The organism is Chryseobacterium sp. JJR-5R (genome assembly GCF_034047335.1).
In the GTDB taxonomy this organism is placed as follows: Bacteria; Bacteroidota; Bacteroidia; order Flavobacteriales; family Weeksellaceae; genus Chryseobacterium.
In genome coordinates this window covers 3,871,518-3,891,488 of sequence record NZ_CP139137.1, presented here as the reverse complement: position 1 = coordinate 3,891,488, position 19,971 = coordinate 3,871,518, and the positions used below count along the sequence as shown (strand labels likewise).

At 39.5% G+C, this 19,971-nt stretch carries 17 protein-coding genes; all 17 read left to right on the top strand.

The window, feature by feature from the left end; all coding sequences use genetic code 11:
* Positions 1–101: 101 nt before the first annotated feature.
* Positions 102–1,250, top strand: coding sequence for a hypothetical protein (locus SD427_RS17185; RefSeq protein WP_320559000.1), 1,149 nt, complete (start codon positions 102–104; stop codon positions 1,248–1,250).
* Positions 1,251–1,299: 49 nt separating this feature from the next.
* Entirely contained in the window at positions 1,300–3,891 is a 2,592-nt protein-coding gene (topA, locus tag SD427_RS17180; RefSeq protein ID WP_320558999.1) for a type I DNA topoisomerase, read from the top strand.
* A gap of 345 nt (positions 3,892–4,236) precedes the next feature.
* Positions 4,237–4,434, top strand: a complete 198-nt coding sequence (locus tag SD427_RS17175; protein ID WP_320558998.1) for a hypothetical protein — start codon at positions 4,237–4,239, stop codon at positions 4,432–4,434.
* A 49-nt stretch (positions 4,435–4,483) separates the two neighbouring features.
* On the top strand, positions 4,484–5,326 hold the full coding sequence (locus SD427_RS17170; RefSeq protein WP_320558997.1) for a glycoside hydrolase family protein: 843 nt from the start codon (positions 4,484–4,486) through the stop codon (positions 5,324–5,326).
* Positions 5,327–5,448: 122 nt separating this feature from the next.
* A complete protein-coding gene (locus SD427_RS17165; RefSeq protein WP_320558996.1) occupies positions 5,449–6,519 on the top strand; it encodes a formimidoylglutamase in 1,071 nt (356 codons plus the stop codon).
* 3 nt (positions 6,520–6,522) lie between these two features.
* Positions 6,523–7,524: a glycosyltransferase family 2 protein gene (locus SD427_RS17160; protein ID WP_320558995.1), complete on the top strand. Its 1,002-nt coding sequence runs from the start codon at positions 6,523–6,525 to the stop codon at positions 7,522–7,524.
* 88 nt (positions 7,525–7,612) lie between these two features.
* A complete protein-coding gene (locus SD427_RS17155) occupies positions 7,613–8,740 on the top strand; it encodes an MraY family glycosyltransferase (protein WP_320558994.1) in 1,128 nt (375 codons plus the stop codon).
* Between the two features lie 32 nt (positions 8,741–8,772).
* Positions 8,773–9,642 carry a polysaccharide biosynthesis/export family protein gene (locus tag SD427_RS17150; RefSeq protein ID WP_414017730.1) on the top strand — a complete coding sequence of 290 codons (870 nt, stop codon included), beginning with the start codon at positions 8,773–8,775 and terminating at the stop codon, positions 9,640–9,642.
* A gap of 4 nt (positions 9,643–9,646) precedes the next feature.
* The gene (locus SD427_RS17145; protein WP_320558992.1) at positions 9,647–12,130 is read left to right on the top strand and encodes a polysaccharide biosynthesis tyrosine autokinase; all 2,484 of its coding nucleotides are present in this window, start codon (positions 9,647–9,649) and stop codon (positions 12,128–12,130) included.
* Between the two features lie 214 nt (positions 12,131–12,344).
* Entirely contained in the window at positions 12,345–13,238 is an 894-nt protein-coding gene (locus SD427_RS17140; protein ID WP_320558991.1) for a DUF6089 family protein, read from the top strand.
* Between the two features lies 1 nt (position 13,239).
* Positions 13,240–13,989: an isoprenyl transferase gene (locus SD427_RS17135; RefSeq protein ID WP_320558990.1), complete on the top strand. Its 750-nt coding sequence runs from the start codon at positions 13,240–13,242 to the stop codon at positions 13,987–13,989.
* A 27-nt stretch (positions 13,990–14,016) separates the two neighbouring features.
* Positions 14,017–16,554, top strand: a complete 2,538-nt coding sequence (bamA, locus tag SD427_RS17130) for an outer membrane protein assembly factor BamA (protein ID WP_320558989.1) — start codon at positions 14,017–14,019, stop codon at positions 16,552–16,554.
* A 12-nt stretch (positions 16,555–16,566) separates the two neighbouring features.
* Positions 16,567–17,112, top strand: a complete 546-nt coding sequence (locus SD427_RS17125; RefSeq protein ID WP_320558988.1) for an OmpH family outer membrane protein — start codon at positions 16,567–16,569, stop codon at positions 17,110–17,112.
* Between the two features lie 61 nt (positions 17,113–17,173).
* Positions 17,174–17,677 carry an OmpH family outer membrane protein gene (locus tag SD427_RS17120; RefSeq protein ID WP_320558987.1) on the top strand — a complete coding sequence of 168 codons (504 nt, stop codon included), beginning with the start codon at positions 17,174–17,176 and terminating at the stop codon, positions 17,675–17,677.
* Positions 17,678–17,747: 70 nt separating this feature from the next.
* Positions 17,748–18,233, top strand: a complete 486-nt coding sequence (locus tag SD427_RS17115; protein ID WP_320558986.1) for an acyl-CoA thioesterase — start codon at positions 17,748–17,750, stop codon at positions 18,231–18,233.
* A complete protein-coding gene (rfbD, locus tag SD427_RS17110) occupies positions 18,233–19,093 on the top strand; it encodes a dTDP-4-dehydrorhamnose reductase (RefSeq protein ID WP_320558985.1) in 861 nt (286 codons plus the stop codon). The genes SD427_RS17115 and rfbD overlap by 1 nt, the downstream gene beginning before the upstream one ends.
* A gap of 12 nt (positions 19,094–19,105) precedes the next feature.
* The gene (locus SD427_RS17105) at positions 19,106–19,792 is read left to right on the top strand and encodes a hypothetical protein (protein ID WP_320558984.1); all 687 of its coding nucleotides are present in this window, start codon (positions 19,106–19,108) and stop codon (positions 19,790–19,792) included.
* Positions 19,793–19,971 lie beyond the last annotated feature (179 nt).

Here is a 19,971-nt window from a genome sequence, read left to right as displayed (position 1 = left end):
GACTTACGCTGAAATTCATTATTTTTGAACCTGCAAAAAAATGATGAAAATAAGCTGAACCTGCTTTGTTTCCTTTTTTATGTTCTAATTTTAAACACATTATGAGGCCATCCCAATTTGTTCAGTACTTTAATATTAAAATTTTTATCTATTTCCTTATAGCGGTTACTGCACTCTACACCCTTGTTTTTACCTGCTATTATAATTTTAAGGACGACGGCTATATTCTTGCGGACTGGCTGATCAATTACCAGGACGGCGGTTTCAAAAGAAGGGGATTGTCCGGAAGCTTCTTTTTTATATTACAGGATCTTACAGGGCTGAGCCTTAATTATATTGTTTACTTCTTTCAGTTTATAATCATATCAGGTTTCTTCTGGCTATATACAAAACTGATCAGTTACAAAATGACAGATCTGCTGTACCTGTCTCTTTTGCTTTCTTCAATAGGTTTTATAGGGCTTTTGAACACGGTAACCTATGTCGGGAAAAAAGAATTTATCGTTTTTCTGCTGTTTACCTGGTTTGTCTATCTTCTGGATAGAGGCAAACTTACAAGGTACCGGGAATATATTTTCTGTGCGGCTCTTTTCATCACTACATTACTGCATGAAGTGGTGCTTTTTTATATTCCGTATTTTGCTATTGCCCTGTATTTAAAAACAGGAAAATTTGAATATAAAAGATACCTGAAATACTTTCTTTCCGTCATAATCCCGACTGTGCTCATCTTAATCTTCGGGAAAAATGTAAATGAAGGAATGTCCCTGCAGATCCTCGCCGATCGGGGGGTTCATCCGGTATACGGGATCTTTTACTGGAATATCAATGAAAGAGACTATATTATCGAACATAAAAATGAATATGCACTTTATCTGATAAGCGTACTGTTCAGCATCTTTCATCTAAGCTATTATTTAAAATTTCTAAATAACAGAAAGGTGTTGTCTATTTTACTGGCCGGTGCTTTTTTATTTTCGCTTCCGCTGTTTTACCTGGCAATTGATTGGGGAAGATGGATGTATATCCATATGATGATGATGATCGTGCTTTTTGCTTTATTATTGAAGAAAAGCAGTTCTGTATATGGATTTGAACTGATCGTCATTGATAAAAAATTCTGGATCACACTGGCTATTATTATTTTCTCTTTAATCTACAGGGTAGAGATGTCCGGGAAAGGGTTTACCTTCCAGGGGATCTTGTACAGGGTCTGTATTGCACCTCTTGAATTACTAAATAAAATGTAATAAAAAAATCTATCTGATAAAAAAACTTTACTTTTGCAAAAATTTTAGGATGTCGAAAAATTTAGTAATCGTAGAATCACCGGCCAAGGCAAAAACTATTCAGAAGTATTTAGGAAAAGATTTTGATGTAAAATCCAGTTTCGGACACATCAGGGATCTGCCTAAAAAAGGAATGGGAATAGACCTGGCTACATTCAGCCCGGATTACGAGGTTTCTGCAGACAAAAAGAAATTGGTAACGGAACTGAAAGCGGCAGTGAAGAAAGCCGAAATGGTATGGCTGGCTTCCGATGAAGACCGTGAAGGAGAGGCTATTGCCTGGCACTTGTCAGACGAGTTAAAGCTGAAGCCTGAAAACCGCAAAAGAATTGTCTTCCACGAAATTACCAAAAATGCCATTCTGAAAGCCATTGACAACCCCAGGGATATAGATCAGAACCTGGTGAATGCCCAGCAGGCAAGAAGGGTGTTGGACAGGATCGTAGGTTTTGAAATGTCACCGGTACTCTGGAAAAAAATAAAGCCAGGATTGTCGGCAGGAAGGGTACAGTCCGTTGCCGTAAGATTAATTGTGGAAAGAGAAAAAGAAATCCGCGAATTTGTTCCGAAAGCAAGCTTCAGGCTGGACGGTATTTTTCTGAACCAGGCCCAGCAGGAAATCGCTGCAAAACTTAAGAAAGATTTTAATAAAGAAGAAGAGGCTGAAAAATTCCTGGAACTGGCGAAGGCTGCGGAATTCAAAGTACTGAATGTTGAGACAAAACCGGGAACACGTTCTGCGTCTGCCCCTTTTACCACCTCAACCCTGCAGCAGGAAGCATCATCCAGACTCGGATATAATGTAACCAATACCATGCGTATTGCCCAGCGGTTATACGAAGAAGGGTATATTACGTATATGAGGACAGACTCGGTAAACCTTTCCCAGGAAGCCATTGAAGGCGCAAAAAAACAGATTACTTCAGAATACGGGGCAGAATATTCTGCACCCAGAAATTATACCACAAAATCTTCATCTGCACAGGAAGCCCATGAAGCCATCCGCCCTACGGATTTCAGCGTAAAAAGTATAGGGGATGTTCAGCTGAATAAATTGTACCAGCTGATTTACCGAAGGACCCTTGCTTCACAGATGGCCAATGCCAAAATTGAAAAGACCGTTATTGAAATCGGTAATGCCGGATTGCCTCAGAACTTCGAGGCACAGGGGGAAGTAATTATCTTTGACGGGTTCCTGAAAGCCTACGGGATTGTAAAAGCAGAAGACGATGATGAAGAAAACAATGAAAAGCTGCTTCCGAAAGTAAAAGTAGGGGAAGTTTTAGACTATAAAAGAATCACGGCAACAGAAAAGTTTACAAGACCAAGCGCAAGGTATACGGAAGCCGGCTTGGTAAGAAAACTGGAAGAGTTGGGAATCGGCCGTCCGTCAACCTATGCGCCGACCATTCAGACGATCCAGAACCGTGGATATGCTGATAAAAGAGAAATTGAACCTCAGACCAGAGAGGTGGTAAAAATTTCCCTGACAAAAAATACCATCAAAAAAGAAATCCTTGAAGAAAAGTTCGGAGGCGACAAAAATAAGTTTGTACCTACCGATATCGGGGAAGTGGTGAATGATTTCCTTACCGATCATTTCAAAGAAATCTTGGACTACGGCTTTACGGCGAGAGTAGAGGAAAGTTTTGATGAAATTGCCAGTGGCGACCAGAAATGGAAGCAGATGATGAATGATTTCTACTCGAAATTCCATCCGAGGATTGAAGATGTAGAAGAAAATGCAGACCGCGCCACAGGAGAAAGGCTTTTGGGTACAGATCCTAAAACCGGTAAAAATGTCCATGCCAGAATCGGGAGGTTCGGGGCGATGATCCAGATCGGTGAAACGGATGATGAAGAAAAGCCGGTTTTTGCTTCTCTGATGGCCGGACAGAATATTGCCACCATCACTTTTGAGGAAGCCCTTGAGCTGTTTAAGCTGCCTTTTGACCTGAATGAAGTGGACGGACAGCCGGTTTCAGTCGGAGTCGGAAGATTCGGTCCTTACGTAAAATGGGGCGAAACCTACATCAGCATTCCGAAAGGTGAAGATCCGCTGTCTGTAGACCAGAAACGTGCGGAGGAAATCATCAATGAGAAGAAAATAGCCGATGCGCCCATTGCCAGCTATAAAGGCGAGCCGGTAACCAAAGGTACCGGAAGGTTCGGGCCTTTCATCAAATACAGAAGTATTTTCGTGAATGTGCCGAAGAAATATGATTTTGAAAATCTTTCCCAGAGCGATATCAATGAGCTGATTGATGCCAAGCTGGAAAAAGAAGCCAACCGGTATATCCAGCAGTGGGAAAAAGAAAAGATATCCATTGAAAACGGAAGATGGGGGCCTTTCATCAAATTCGGTAAAGCCATGTTTAAAATCCCGAAAAAATCAGACGATGCCAAATATGAAGGCGAAGAACTGAAAGATATTTCTCTTGATGAGGTTAAAAAATGGATCACTGACCAGGATCCAAAAGCCTTTGCGGAGAAAAAGAAACCGGCAGCGAAGAAAACTGCGGCTGCTAAAAAAACAACAGCGACTGCCAAAAAGCCTGCGGCTAAAAAACCGACAGTGAAAAAGCCAACGGCAAAAAAATAAATTGATTTTTAAAAAAATATGAAGCACAGATTTTTAGTCTGTGCTTTTTTTGTTTTTATCCAAGAAAACCACTTTAGCATATTTTTGATTACAATTATAGCACGTTGAAACAGTTTTTCTCTGATTTTTATAACTTGTTGGATATCCTGAAAAAAGTTTGTGCAGGAATATGTTCTTTTGTCCTTTTCTCTTTTATGAGTTCTGAGAATGGAATACCACAATTATAGAAAAACAATGAATTTTTGTTCTGTATATTCATTTGAATATACTCATAATTTTAAAATCCTGAAACCGCAGGATACTCAATCTATAAGCTTCTGCTAAATTAGCTTTCAAATAGATGATATGACTAAGGACACGACATTCACACGCAAAAATTTTCTGAAAATTTCAGCCTTGGGAATGGGTGCTGTAATTTTGGGTTCTTCATTTACAAGCTTGTTATCTACGGAAGAAAAACCGTATTTTAATCTAAAACCCATCGGGGCGGCAGTTTTCTCTGGAAGGCTATTACATCTGGTGCAGTTCACCGATTTGGGGTGAAGACGGGAAAGTCCATCTCTTTTATTCCCGGTGGAAAAAAGAAAAAGGGATGGGCGGCTGGCTTAACGGTTCTGAAATCTGCCGTGCAGAAGCCAATTCTCCGTTTGACACATTTGAACATAAGCAGGTTATTCTTGTTCCCAGAGGTGAAGGTTTCTGGGATGCCACAACTTGTCACAATCCCTTAATTAAAAAAGTGGAGGATCGGTATTATCTGTTCTTCATGGGAAATTCCAACGGGAAGACCAATACCAAAAGAATCGGACTGGCCACTTCAAAAAGTCTCGACGGAGACTGGACCAGGCCTGAACAGCCTTTGCTCCTTCCCGGGGAAGAAGGTTCCTGGGACGACCATTGCACAACGAATCCTGCTTTTGTAAAAGGAAACGACGGTAAATACTGGCTGTTCTACAAATCCTGGAACACGGAAGAATATGTAACCCAGAAAGGTGCGGTAAGAGGAAACCGGAAATACGGGCTGGCAAAGGCAGATTTTCCGGAAGGGCCTTACCGGAAAGTATCTGAAAACCCGGTTATTGATTTTTCATCACTGCCTGATAATGCCCAGCTGGAAGATGCTTTTGTCTGGAAGCAGCATGGGAAATTTCATATGGTGGCAAGGGATATGGGATTCTATAATCACGAATACGGCCTGCATTTAACCACAAAAGACGGGATCCGCTGGACGAAGCCGGAAATTGCCTATCTGGAAATGAAGCATTACATCAGTGAACCGGCTCCTCCCAGACATTTAAACCGGTTCGGAAGGCTGGAACGCCCGATGATTTTGATGGGTAAAGACAGGAAAGAACCTCAGTTTTTATTCGGGGCCACGCAGGGCGGCATATCTGGAACTTCTACGGCTTTTGTTTTTGAGATTTTAAAATCTTAAAAGAGGAATAATATTAAAATAATAATATAAAGCCATTAACAAAAAGTGTTAGTAATTTTTTATGGTTGGCAAATAATTTAATTTTAATACTTTTGACCCCAAATTAAGATTGAAACGAGAGAATGAATTTTGAAGATTTTATTATTTCCCCAAGAAATTTCAAAACGGAAAACTGGCAGATCGGGAGCCGGATCACGAAAAATATAAAGGAAGACAGCATCGTACTCCTTTTCGTTTCGGATTACCGGGGGGCAAACGGAAGTGCGGAAGTACAAGACTTTACCGGGATCAGGAAAGAGTTTTACAAATTGTCACAGCTGGATTTTGATATTCCTGTTGTGGACCTGGGTGACCTGGTTTCCGGGAAATCCGTTCAGGATTCCCACTATATCCTTCAGGAAGTATTATCGGCCTGTCATTTTAAAAGAGCAGTCCCGGTAATTATCGGAGGCTCGAATGATTTTGCTTTTTCGCTTTTTTCAGCCCTGAACCTTCATCTGAAACACATCAATTACACCCAGATCAGCAACATCATTTCCCTGAACCAGGGAGAGGCAATTGATGAATACACTTTTTTAGGCAAAATTTTAGGATCGAAGAATTTCTCTATCAAGAATTACCATCATTTAGGCTACCAGAAACATTTGAATGAAGCAGATTCCATACGGCTGATCAAAGAAGTTGAATTTGATATCGTGCGTCTGGCAGAAATGATGAACTCTACGGAAAAAACCGAGCCTTTTTTCAGGAAGGCAGACCTGGTAACAGTTAACTGTGATGCCATAGAAAGCTTCAGCGAACCCTTTTCCGTAAATCCGCAGGTAAACGGCTTGAACAGAAGGGAAATCTGTGCCTATATGAAAGAAATCGGGCTGAGCGAAAACCTGAAATCTGTCGGGATCTTCAATTATAATATTTATTCCGGGAACCAGCTGAACCATCAGCTTCTCGCACAGATGATCTGGTACCTTACAGAAGGGATTAACATCCAGAGGTCCCATCCTAAAGAAAGGCATTATGAACTGTTCTATGTTTTGGTTGATGACCGCCAGTATGCCTTCAAAAGGGATACATTCAGCAATCTCTGGTATTTTGGGGATGATGAAAATATAGAAAACTGTATTCCCTGCTCCAGAAAAGATTTTGAAGAAGCCAAAAAAGGCTGGCTCAGTGCCCGGTTTACCAAAATATAAGATATGACAGATGTTCCCCTGAAAGTTTCCGTTATTGTTCCTGTTTATAATGTAGAGAACTACCTGGCGAAATGCCTTGCTTCTTTGGTCGGGCAGACATATCCGCATATGGAAATCCTGGTGGTGAATGACGGCAGTAAAGATAATTCCGGACAGGTTATACAGGATTTTGCCCATCGGTATCCTGAAAAAATAAGAGTGTTCACCAAAGAAAACGGAGGATTAAGCGATGCCCGCAATTTTGGGATTGACAGGGCAACGGGAGATTATATCGGTTTTGTGGACAGCGACGATTATGTAACGCCGGATATGTTTGAAGAAATGCTGGCCCTGGCAGAAAAGCATCATTCTAAAATGGTAATCTGCAACATTCAGAAAGTTGACCAGAATGGAAATGTTACCCAAAAGCTGACCCAGATCCCGAATATGCCGGAATACATTGCGCTTAAAGACAATTTTTCGGTTTTTGCAGACCTGAGTTATTTTGCCTGCAATAAATTATTCAGTAAAGAACTGTTTAACGGAAAAAGGTTTAAGAAGTCCGTTCATTTTGAAGACATCCAGCTGATTCCGCAGCTTTTACTGGAATGTGATACGGTGGCCCAGACTCAGAAATTTCATTACCAGTATCTCGAAAGAACGGATTCCATTACAAAGACACATACGGCAAAGGGCCTGGACATCCTGAAGGCCGTAGAAGATGTGGAGTTTCATTTTGCCCATTCGCGGTATTCAGACAGAAAATCAGAACTCAGAAGTTTTCAAATTTTTGAAGGGGTATATTCATTTCTGGCTTATCTGGCTTTTGTAAAAGAAGAAAAAATTTTCAATGAAATGGCCGGGGAACTGGAGCTTTTTATAAAAAAAAGAAATATAACACTGAAAGATATATTAAAGTATAATCGTTTTGATCAAAATTATCTGTTATCTTTGCCGCTGAAAAAAAAGATATTTTATCTGTTATTTTTTGCAGGGCAGAAAAAACTGATAAGGAAATTAATTTAACACAAATGTTAAGTACTGTTGTTTCGGGAGTATAAAAGTCGGATTAATAAGCCCTTAATAAAGATATGGAAGTACTTGAATAGAAAAAATGAAGAATTTTGAATTGTTCTTAACTCAATCGGGAATTCCTATTTTTTATTTTAAAATAGGGCTGGGTTTTTTATTTTCGTTTTTAATCACTTTTTTCTCCGTTCCTACGATCATTAAAATTTCCAGAAGGAAAAACTTAATGGATGAACCGGGGGTAAGAAGTTCCCACCTGAGAAAGATCCCCAATCTCGGAGGTATTGCTATTTTCTATTCTATCGGGGTATCCGCTTCCATTTTTGCGTATGAACTTTTTGACCTCTATAAATTTCTATTCGCTTCAATGATCATTCTCCTGTATATCGGGGTTATGGATGATATTGTGGTAATGAGGGCCTATAAGAAACTGGTGGCACAGATTGTTGTCTCGGCACTGATTGTGATTGGCTCAGACATACGGATCAGGAGCCTTTTCGGTATTCTGGGAATTTATGAACTCAAGTATTTTATCAGCGTAATTTTCAGCATCGTCACTTTCATTATACTCATCAATGCCTTTAATCTTATTGATGGGATCGATGGGCTTGCAGGAGGGTATTCTGTGATCTGCAGCGTGCTTTTCGGCGTAAGTTATTACAGGCTGGGTGCCTATAATTATCCGCTTGTTGTTTTATCGGTCATTATTATCGGGGCAGTACTGGCATTTCTGTATTATAATTTATCCAATTACAGGACCAATAAAATTTTCATGGGAGATACCGGATCAATGCTTTTGGGCTTTCTACTGGCCTTTACCTCCATCTGTTTTATTGATGTTTTTATTGACAGGAAGCTTCCGGGTGTTCCTCGCTATTACCTGCAGTCTGCTCCGGTAATGGCAGTAGCCATCCTTATTCTGCCAATTGTAGATACCCTGAATGTCATTATCATCAGGCTGGCAAACAAAAAATCGCCCTTTGATGCCGATAAGAATCATATCCATCATAAATTTTTACAGCTGAATCTCACCCACCGCAGATCCAGCTTCTATATTATTTTATATTACCTTTTTGTGGTAGGCGTTGCTTATTATTTCAGACATATAAATATCAATCTTTTGTTAGTGGTTATTTTGCTGGTAGGCTTTTTAGGGGCCTATATTCCGGATTTTATCTATGTTATAAAAAATAATAAAAAGACTAATCATTAAATCTTTACTTTTGCAAATAATTTGAAAATATGATGAAGAACTATAAATACATATTCCTTTTATTATTCTCTTTCCTGATGATGACATCCTGTATCACAACAAAAGATGTGCGTTACATGCAGCCTAACGAAAGTCTGGTCATTAATGAAGAAGGGCTGGTTCCTTATAATATCCCGGTCTACAGAATTACCAAAAATGATATCCTTAACCTTAATATTGTAACCACGCCAAAAGGTGATGCGGCACAGTTTTATTCTTCTCTGAATACATCTGGATCTACCGTTGCCCCAACTACAAATGCCGTAGCGAGCGGTGGAGGCGGTGCAACAGGCGGAGGCGGTAATTCAGGAGGAAGTGTCGTATTTTATTTTAACGGTTTAAAGGTAGATTCCAAAGGTGATATTAATGTTTTCGGGATCGGTTTTATAAAAGTAGATGGGCGGACGATAGAGGAAGTAAGTGAAGAAATCCAGCAGAAAGTTAATGAAAACTTTCAGGAAGGCAAATCTGAGGTGAGGCTTAATACCAACGGGATTACTTTCTATGTCTTAGGCGATATCGAAACAACAGGAATGACCGGAGAGAAGGTAGTGCATAAAAATACACTTACCATTACCGAAGCCATTTCGATAAGCGGCGGCCTTAACAGGACTATAGACAGGAAAAATATTATAATCCACAGAAAGCTTCCGGAAGGGATCAAGATCGCAAAAATAGACCTTACCCGTGAAGATGTGATGAACTCTCCTTACTACTATGTACAGAACGGAGATGAGATCTATCTGAATACCAGGGCCAAGAGCTTAAACGGGCTTGGAAAAGACCCTATTCAGACTTTAACAACAGGAGTATCGGTAATCACTACTGCATTATCAATTTATCTACTTCTAAAAAACCTTTAACAGCATGATTCCAGGAAAAGATACTACGACAGAGAGAGTGGAGACCCAAAAGGAAAAATACGGCTCTTTCGCTCTGTTTGATATTGAACATTTTTTAAGAAGATTGCTGAAAAACTGGTATTGGTTTGCTTTTATGTTTTTCATAGGGTACGCAATTTCCTGGGTCTACAGCAAATATTACGCACAGAATATATATGCTTCCAATATTTCATTAAGTATTTCCAATAATACATCAAGCTTTTTTACGCCCAATCAGTCAATTAATTTCATCTGGGGACAGGGTGGAAACCAGGACGGTGTATATCTGAAAAAAATGCTTTTATCAAGAACCCATAATGAGTTTTTGGTTAAAGAGCTTGATCTTTTTGTTAATTACTCTACAAAAGGAGTTATAAAATCCACTTATCTGGATAGGGACGATTCTCCTGTATCCTTCCAGATAGACAGGAAGCATCTTCAGCAGATGGATTATCCGGTGACCCTGGTTCCTAAAGGTAAAAATACATTTGAAGTGGTTCTTCCGGAAGACGGACAGTCCACTAATCTGTACAGTTATGAGGCAGAAAGCTTCTCCAACATTAATCCCTATCAGAGGCCGGCCAATAAGATAATAAAAATCGGAGAGTGGTATACATCACCGAATCTTAGGTTCAGGCTGATTGCCAATCCCAAAAAGTCCGAAATCAAGCTTGAAAATATTATTGTCAAACTATACACGGTAAACCAGTCGGTTACCAATATTGTTTCCAATATAGGAGTGGATTTTGATAAGGAGATCGGTACCATTATGATCATAACGAAGACGGGATATAATCTTAACAGCACAGTGAACTTTCTCAACATGTCTGTCAACCAGCTGCAGAAACGCAGATTAGCTGATAAACTAACGGTTGATAAAAATACAGATGTTTATTTAAAAGATAATCTTGAAAGAATCAGGAAAAAACTGGATTCAAGTGCTGATGTCTTGAATTATATGAAAACCAGTGAAAAGCTCTACGATATCAAAGACCGTGATGAGAAATCCTTAACAAAGATTAAAGAACTGGAGGCCAAAAAGGCAGATATCGAAAGCAAGATCACTTCCTTAAACCAGATCAAACAAAGCCTGGAAGCCCAGAGTTTTGAAAAAATGATCAGTACTACGGCGGCCGGTTTTCAGGATGGGTTCTTCAGTGCTTCAGTTTCTGAGCTTAAAGCATTATATCTGAAAAAACGTGAAATGGCATTGATCTATAAGCCGGATTCTGAGCCGATGAAAGAGATCAACAGATTGATTGACGATGCTAAAATGAATTCTAGCGGTGCCTTGAGGAATTACTATTCAGGATATTATAATGAGATCGGAAAAATCAACCAGCAGGTGGATCAGGCAAACTCAGATCTGTCAACCTACCCTGAAAAACAGAGAAGGTACCTGGATGCGGAAAGAGGGTACAGTATGATTGAAGCTACCTACAACAGTTTGATGGGAAGACAGAATGAAACCCAGATGAGAATGGCGGGCAACCAGTCGGATATTACCGTGATTGACCCGGCGAAGAATGTAGGACAGCCACCAATTGCACCTAATATAAAAGCAACAAAATTAGGGATCATAGGTGGGCTGTTGGTTTTGCCATTGCTGTTTATTTTAATAGGAGAATTGCTGGACAACAAAATCAGGAATATCAAAGAACTGCTTAATGCCACCAGGATTCCGCTGCTCGGCGTGATCGGGAATAACAGTAATGAAAATATGCTTACCGTACTGGATCAGCCAAAATCTTCCGTTTCAGAGGCTTTCAGGGGACTTAGAGCGAATGTGCGGTTCTTATCCGGTGAAAACGGTGAGAGCAAAACGATACTCATTACCTCTTCAATCGGGGGAGAAGGGAAAACCTATGTTTCCATTAACCTGGCCTCGGTGCTTGGTTTAAGTGATAAAAAAACAATCCTTCTGGGAATGGACCTCAGAAAACCTAAGATCTTCGGGGATTTTAAAATCGACAATAAATACGGGATTTCAAATTACCTGACCGGTGAAGTGGAAATGGAACAGATCATCAACAAAACGAGAATCCCTAACCTTGACGTGGCAACCTCCGGACCTATCCCGCCAAACCCTTCCGAGCTTTTGATGAGCGACAGGAATATCAAGTTTATAGAAGATCTTAAAGAACTTTATGATTTTATCATCATTGATTCTCCACCTGTAGGCCTGGTAGCGGATTCTTATGAACTGATGAAATATTCGGATGCGAATATCTATGTGGTGCGTCATGAATATACGGAAAAATATATGCTGAAGATGATTACCGAGAAATACCATAACGGAGAAATCAATCATCTGGGAATCGTGTATAATGACTATACTGTTAAGCAGGGCTATGGGTACGGCTACGGTTATGGCTATGGTTACGGCTACTTTGATGAAGACAAATTCTATAGAGAACCTTTACTGATAAGAATTAGGAATAAAGTTCAGCAGATATTCAATAAAAAATAATACTTTTAAGCCCTCATTTAATGGGGGTTTATTACTGTAGTAATCATGTTGAATCTATTAAAAAAAGAATAATTTGGCGAGTTTACCGTTTACTTTATAACAAATTATGTTTTTTTGTTTATTTTTAACTAAGCATTAAGATTATCTTTAATATAAAAATGTTTTATATTTGCAAAAATTAAATTTTAAAATAACCATAAATCCATATTCTTTTATGAATAGAAAATTATTGTTTAGCTTCCTTGCCGCTCTAGGAACAGTGGTAAGCGTTAAAGCTCAAAGAAACGAACTTGGAGTTCGTCTAGGTATGAGTAACCTAGTTGGGGATATAGGGAGAACGAATTATCTTTTACAAAAGCCATTGGATTTAAGTAAGACGTCGGAGTGGGGAGTTCCGTTTTATGGGGGTATTTTATACAGATTTAATTTTAATCCCCATCAGACCGTAAGATTGGATCTTGGGTATAACCAGATACAGTTTGATGATAAAGTAGCAAAAGAAGAATACAGGCAGAACAGGAATTCATTCGGGAAAAATAATGTTTATGAAGCAAGTTTGGTTTTCGAATACAACTTCTTCCCGGTAAACAATGAGCAGAAAAATATGGTGAGCCCGTATATTTTCGGTGGGATAGGTGCCTTGATGTTTGATGCGCCGAAAGCCACGCTGGTAAATGATTTCAGAAGAGACTCAGACGGAGTGGCACTGGCCCCGATCAATGAACTGGATTTTACCACAACACCGGTATACTCTACCGGAAAAAAGACAACCATGCATATTCCTTTTGGGGTAGGTTTGAAATATAAGTTCAACTATAATTGGGCCATCTTTGCTGAAGCCACCTTCAGATATACGGTGACGGATCAGCTGGATTACAACAGAATTCTGAGCAAAGATGTAATCTCCAGCTATAACGGGGATATATTAAGCCCGGTTACCGGAGGATCATTGCTTGAAACCGATGCATATTATGTAGTATCCAAAGAAAGAGAAGCTGCATTTATAGGAGAAAGAAATATAGGGGATCTTAAGTCCAAGGACTGGATGAACACCGTAAGCTTAGGGCTTACCTACTCATTCGGAAGACCTCCGTGTTATTGTGATTAATATGTCGTTGATAAAAGATAAAATAGATCCTGAAAATTTACCAAAACATGTTGCAATCATCATGGACGGTAATGGAAGATGGGCAAAATCACGTGGCGAAGAAAGAACTTTCGGCCACAGGAATGCCATTAATGCGGTAAGGAATGCCATTAATGCATGCAATGAAATAAACATTCCCTATTTAACGCTGTATACCTTTTCCTCGGAAAACTGGAGCCGCCCTGCAGAAGAAGTACATACCTTAATGAATCTGCTGGTGGAAACCTTACTTCTGGAGGCGGAGGAAATCTTCAGCAAAGGGTTAAGGATGCATGTTATCGGGAATCTGGACAAACTGCCGTCACTGGTGAAAGACCAGCTTCTCCGGGTAGTGGAACTTACAAAAGAAAACACAAAAGGCAATTTGGTACTGGCAATCAGCTACGGTTCCCAGAATGAAATACTGAATGCCATAAAAAATATAAGCGAAGACGTAAAAGAAGGCAGGGTAGATGTAGAAAATATTGATGAGAAATTATTCGAAAGTTACCTATATACAAAAGATTTTCCGCCTGTTGATCTGCTGATCAGAACCAGCGGCGAAATCAGAATCAGCAATTTCCTCCTTTGGCAGATCGCTTATGCAGAACTGCAGTTTTTAGATGTTTTGTGGCCGGACTTCACAAAAGACATTTTCTTTCAGTGTATTGTTAATTATCAAAACAAGGAAAGAAGATTCGGAATGACCGGCGAACAGATAAAAATCCAGTAAATTAAGAAAAGAAAGACTACGATAAAAATGAAGTTTAGACTATTACCCATCATCATGTTTGTTGCTTCTGCACATTTTTATGGACAGGTAACTCCACAGGACAGCACAAAGGTGAGCAATTCTGTGCATGCAGAAAACCAGGCAGGAACCTACACCTTGAAAGACATTGTTGTAGATGGGGTTAAAAAATATACGCCAGCTCAGATTCTGAGGTTTACAGGATTATTAAAAGGTGAAACTGTAGATATCCCGGGACAGAAAATCAGCAATGCTGTTAAAAAACTTTGGGACACCCAGTCTTTTTCTGAGGTGGAAGTGTATGTACAGAGTATTGAAGGCGAAACGGTAATCCTGCGTTTCTACCTGCAGGATCTTAAAGACCTTGGTGAAGTGAAATTCACCGGGAAAGGGATCGGTAAATCGAAGAATGAGAAAATGGCTAAAGATAACAATCTGAAGCCCGGTACTAAAATTACCCAGAACTTAGTTTCAAGTCTTAAAACAAATATCCCTAAAGACTATATCAAAAAAGGATATGCAGATGCTAAAATTACCATTCAGGATAAAGTAAATGCAGGTGACCCTAATTTGGTAGACTGGACGATTAATGTCGATAAAGGGAAAAGGATTAAGATAGATCACATTGAATTTGAAGGAAATCAGGCGGTGACTGACAGAAAGCTTAAAAAGAACGCTTTTAAGGAAACCAAACAGAAAAGATTCGGGATCGGGGGAATCCTGAAGTCTTCAAAATTTATCGAAGGCAAATACCAGGAAGACAAACAGAACCTGATCAGTTATTACAATTCCTTAGGATACAGGGATGCAGCTATTGTTTCAGATTCTGTATGGAGAAATAAAAGAAACAATTACGAAATTAATGTAAAGCTTAGCGAAGGAAAGCAATATTATATCGGTGACATTACCTTTACCGGAAACACTGTATATCCTACAGATTATCTTCAGAGGTTATTGGGATATAAGAAGGGAGATATTTACGATGCCGTAGGGTTCAACAAAAAAGTTGGGGAAGACGGCGGAAAAGAAGATGACTCAGATATCAAGTCGATGTACATGAACAACGGCTATCTTTTCTCTAATGTGACACCGGTGGAAAAATCGGTAAGCGGTGACAAGATCAATCTTGAAATCCGGATCAATGAAGGAGAAAAAGCAACCTGGAACAAGGTGACGTGGGAAGGAAATACCACTACCCATGACCACGTAATTCTCAGGGCACTGAGAACAAGACCGGGGAACCTGTTTGCTAAGAGTGATATTAAAAGAACCTATTTTGATCTGGCAGGGATGCAGTTCTTTGATCCTCAACAGGTAGGACAGGATATCCAGCCGAATCAGCAGGATAATACTGTGGACATTAACTGGAAGCTGGTAGAAAAAGGATCTTCACAGGTACAATTGCAGGCCGGTTACGGAGGGAACAGCTTCATCGGGACATTAGGATTAACCTTCAATAATTTCTCGTTAAAAAACTTTCTGAAGTTTAAAGACTTTAGACCGGTTCCTCAGGGTGACGGGCAGACTTTGTCACTTCAGGCACAGGCAGGGCAGTACTTCCAGAATTACGGAGTTTCATTTACTGAACCTTGGTTATTCGGGACCAGACCTACTGCACTTTCTGTAAGTTTAAACAATTCCAGGGTAAAATATTCAGATCAGTTCGGATCTTCCCAGAAGCTGAATATTTTCTCCGCTACAGTAGGATTAAACAGATTGCTGAAATGGCCGGATGATTATTTCTCTCTGTATACAGGACTTCAGTTCCAGAAATATGACTTTAAAAACTATCCTTTCGATTTCGGAGGAACTACAGAATATTACGGTACGGCAAATAACTTAAGTGTCAATATAGGCTTAAGCAGAAACTCTGCCGGTATCGACCCGATTTTCCCGACAACAGGTTCCAACCTGGATCTTTCGGTAAAACTGACTCCGCCGTATTCATTGTTTAATAATAAAGATTATTCTACAATGACGCCAACGGAAAAGTATAAGTGGATGGAATTCTACAAGGTGAAGTTCAAAGCCGATGTTTACAACGAAATTGTCGGGAAACTGGTCTTGAGGTCTTCTGCTGAAATGGGATTCATGGACGGATACAACAAACAGTTGGGGGCTCCGCCGTTTGAAAGATTCTATGTAGGAGGTACCGGGCTTTTCGGAGGACGGTATGACGGTAGAGAATTGATTCCGTTAAGAGGGTATGAAAATGCTTCTACTTACGGAGGGACTTCTGAAGATATTACGCCTACAGGGGGAGGTACTATTTATAACAGATTTACGTTAGAATTAAGATACCCGATTTCATTGAACCAGACGGCGAAAATTTATGCGTTGACGTTTGCAGAAGGAGGTAACGTGTGGAATTCCTGGGGGAATTATAATCCATTCCAGTTAAAAAGATCCGTGGGTGTTGGTGTAAGGGTTTACATGGGAGCATTCGGGTTGATTGGATTTGATTTCGCTTACGGATTCGATAAAACCGTTACAGGAACTGAGCCTTCCGGATGGAAGACCCACTTCCTGATGAACCAATCATTATAATCCATTCATGTTATGAAAAATTTCAGAATTGTTTTCTCATTCGTATTATTCCTGCTATTCGGTCTAAGCAATGCACAGAAAGTGGGTGTTGTGGATACTGAATATATATTGAGCAAAATGCCGCAGTACAAAGAAGCAGAAGCAAGATTGAATGCACAGATTGATACATGGCAGTCGGAATTGCAGAGCCTGCAGTCTGAATATGAGCGGAAGAGATCAGCTTTCGAAAGTGAAAAAGTTCTTCTCATCGGCGATCAGCTGAAGCTTAGGGAAAAAGAAGTGATGGATCTTGAAAAAAATGTTAAAACTACCACCAGTCTGCGTTTTGGAGCTACAGGAGAAATAAAAAAACTGAGAACCAATCTGGTACAGCCTTTTCAGGATCAGATTTGGGGAGCGATAAAAACAATGTCTGAAAAAAACGGTTTGGGTATGGTTCTTGACAAAACAAGCAACAATGTCATTTTCCTCCAGAAAAGATTCGATTACTCAGATAAAGTATTGGATATCTTATTAAAGGATACCGAAAAGAAAGAAAAAACGAAAACCAAAAAATAAAAGTTTAACTTTTATTAAATTTACAAATCTAAAAACAAATTAAATTATTTATTTACCAATTATGAAAAAATTAAGTGTATTATTTGCAGCGGTAATGATGGTTGTATCAGTAGGTATGGCAAAAGCTCAAAAAATTGCTACTTTAGATGTTATAGGTGTTCTAAATGCAATGCCTGAAAAGAAAAAAGCAGATACTGATCTTAAAGCTTTCTTAGATACTAAACAAGCTGAAATTAAGAAAAAAGCAGATGCAGGACAGGCTAAATTAAAGCTGTATTCTGAAGAAGCACCTAAGAAAACAGCTGACGAGAACAAAGCAAGAGAGGCAGAATTGGCAAAAATGCAGGAGGAAATTCAGCAGATGAACGATAAAGCCCAGAAAGATTTCGTGGCTAAGCAGGATACTGCTTATGAGCCGATTGAGAAAAAACTGAACGATGCGGTTTCTAAAGTGGCTAAAGCAAACGGATATGAATATATCATGGATGCAAATTCTTCAGCTTTCGTATTCAAAGGAGGCGTAGATGCTACTCCGGCAGTGAAAAAAGAATTGGGTGTTCAGTAATTTTTAGAAATTAACAAACATTTATAAAACTAACCACCTCCCATCGGGGTGGTTTTTTTATTTTTGCAGAATGGAAAAAGAAGTATCAACCACGGTAAAGGTTAGATTTAGTGACTGCGACCCGATCGGCCATTTGAATAATGTGAAGTATCTTGACTATATGTTTAATGCCAGGGAAGACCATGTGGAAACATTTTACGGTTTCACCTATGAAGAATATACCAAGCTTACAGGATGTACATGGATTGCCATTCAGAACGAAATCGCTTACATGAAAGAAGTAAGGTATAATACTTCCGTAGTAATCAGCAGCAAGACCATCGATATTCAGGACAGGACATCCAAAGTCGAAATCCTCATGAAAAGCCTGGATGAGAAAACAACACATGCCGTATTGTGGGTAACGGTAATTTATTTTAATATTAAAACAAGAAAGTCTGAAGTACATCCGGAAGAAATACAGGAAACCTTTAAGCAGTTTTATGTAGATTTGGAACAGAAAGATTTTCAGTCCAGGGTTAAATTCCTGAGATCACAAAACGCAAAAAATTCATAATGAAAAAAATATTAGTAACAGGAGGAAATGGCCAATTGGGAAACTGCATCAGAAAAATCGCTCCGGATTTTGAACTGGACTATGAATTTATCTTTGCCGATTCACAGACTTTAGACGTTACCAATGAAAACGCGGTAAATGACTTCTTTCATAATCACAAACCGGATTTCTGTATTAATGCTTCCGCCTATACGGCCGTAGATCTTGCAGAAACAGAGAAAGACAGGGCATTTGCAGTGAACGCCGGAGGGGTAGCCCATCTGGCAAAGGCCTGTAAAGAACATGAAACAGCTTTTATTCATGTTTCCACAGATTATGTTTTCGACGGAGATACCAATTTATGCTATTCTGAAGATGACTTCACAAATCCGACTGGAGTTTACGGCGCCTCAAAATTAAAAGGAGAAGAACTGGCACTGGATATTTATCCTGAAACCATTATTCTGAGGACATCATGGCTGTATTCGGAATTTAATAAAAATTTCGTTAAAACCATGCTGAGCCTGTTCGCGCAGAAAGAAGAACTGGGAATCGTGGCAGATCAGTTTGGCCAGCCTACCAATGCAAACGATTTGGCAGAAGCCATTATGCAGATTATTGAGAATCCTGTAAAAACATATGGCATCTTTCATTTCTCCAATTATCCTGAAGCCACCTGGTTTGAGTTTGCGCAGAAAATCGCTGAGTTCTCAAAATCATCAGTAAAATTAAATCAATTAACAACAGAGCAATATCCTACGCCGGCTAAAAGGCCCGCAAGAAGTACGATGTGCCTTGATAAAATTGAAGAAGTTTATAAAATAGAGCCCAAACACTGGGAAAACAGCCTGGAAGAATGTGTTCATATCCTTACACAGTAAAATACAGATAACATGAGAAACCTTAGCGCATTTATTTTCATTTTTCTGGTTCACTTTTTCTGTGCACAGAATGTATACCTCACAAAAGTTGAAAAAACACATGACAACACAGATAAATTTTTATATAAGATCAATGAAAAGACTGAAGGTGCGGAATATCTGGGTGAAATAGAAGTGCAGGGCTTTTCAAAAGAAGATGCCGAAATCTTTTCATTAATTTATAAAAAGGCAAAAGAAATCGGAGCCAATACATTTTCATTAAAGCCGTTTGAAAGCATTGACGGTTCACGTCAGGATTTCAATCCGGCCAATTATAGGTTCAGCCTGTACTATCTGCCGAAAGAAAAATTGACTGATCAGAAAGAGTATATCTATATATTTGCCTCTTCGGAGAAAGACCAGACAATAGCTATAAATAAAAAGGACTATACCATTTCCCCGAGATCTTATCTTGAACTTAAAACAATTCCGGGCGAAGTATATACCCTCTCAACAAAAAAACTGCTGGGTTCCACAATAAAAGTTCAGCCTAAGCAAAACAGCTTAAACCAGTATTTCCGGATCTCATCGGCAAAGGTGAAAGCTGATGAAACCGGGACGGGAGGCTTAAACTTAAAAAGCGGCGATATCATCGGATTGGAAAAATCCTTTGCGGAATTTTTAAGTACCATCTATACCAAACAGAATCAGGGCAACTAAGCTCTGATTTTTTTCTTTAGGAGCTATATCCCGCTATCCACTATTACTCCTCACGCCTTGTCTTGCCACTGCATTTCCTTCGCCTATCCTTGTTTGTTGCGGGGTAGTCGTTTCTATCGGGGCTAGGGGTTTGGGACGGCCCAAGAATACCAGTTTATAAAATCCGTTTACTGCGTGCT

Coding starts and splice junctions, on each gene's coding strand:
- SD427_RS17185 (WP_320559000.1), top strand. CDS start 102: ATGAGGCCATCCCAATTTGTTCAGTACTTTAATATTAAAATTTTTATC.
- topA (WP_320558999.1), top strand. CDS start 1,300: ATGTCGAAAAATTTAGTAATCGTAGAATCACCGGCCAAGGCAAAAACT.
- SD427_RS17175 (WP_320558998.1), top strand. CDS start 4,237: ATGACTAAGGACACGACATTCACACGCAAAAATTTTCTGAAAATTTCA.
- SD427_RS17170 (WP_320558997.1), top strand. CDS start 4,484: ATGGGCGGCTGGCTTAACGGTTCTGAAATCTGCCGTGCAGAAGCCAAT.
- SD427_RS17165 (WP_320558996.1), top strand. CDS start 5,449: ATGAATTTTGAAGATTTTATTATTTCCCCAAGAAATTTCAAAACGGAA.
- SD427_RS17160 (WP_320558995.1), top strand. CDS start 6,523: ATGACAGATGTTCCCCTGAAAGTTTCCGTTATTGTTCCTGTTTATAAT.
- SD427_RS17155 (WP_320558994.1), top strand. CDS start 7,613: ATGAAGAATTTTGAATTGTTCTTAACTCAATCGGGAATTCCTATTTTT.
- SD427_RS17150 (WP_414017730.1), top strand. CDS start 8,773: ATGAAGAACTATAAATACATATTCCTTTTATTATTCTCTTTCCTGATG.
- SD427_RS17145 (WP_320558992.1), top strand. CDS start 9,647: ATGATTCCAGGAAAAGATACTACGACAGAGAGAGTGGAGACCCAAAAG.
- SD427_RS17140 (WP_320558991.1), top strand. CDS start 12,345: ATGAATAGAAAATTATTGTTTAGCTTCCTTGCCGCTCTAGGAACAGTG.
- SD427_RS17135 (WP_320558990.1), top strand. CDS start 13,240: ATGTCGTTGATAAAAGATAAAATAGATCCTGAAAATTTACCAAAACAT.
- bamA (WP_320558989.1), top strand. CDS start 14,017: ATGAAGTTTAGACTATTACCCATCATCATGTTTGTTGCTTCTGCACAT.
- SD427_RS17125 (WP_320558988.1), top strand. CDS start 16,567: ATGAAAAATTTCAGAATTGTTTTCTCATTCGTATTATTCCTGCTATTC.
- SD427_RS17120 (WP_320558987.1), top strand. CDS start 17,174: ATGAAAAAATTAAGTGTATTATTTGCAGCGGTAATGATGGTTGTATCA.
- SD427_RS17115 (WP_320558986.1), top strand. CDS start 17,748: ATGGAAAAAGAAGTATCAACCACGGTAAAGGTTAGATTTAGTGACTGC.
- rfbD (WP_320558985.1), top strand. CDS start 18,233: ATGAAAAAAATATTAGTAACAGGAGGAAATGGCCAATTGGGAAACTGC.
- SD427_RS17105 (WP_320558984.1), top strand. CDS start 19,106: ATGAGAAACCTTAGCGCATTTATTTTCATTTTTCTGGTTCACTTTTTC.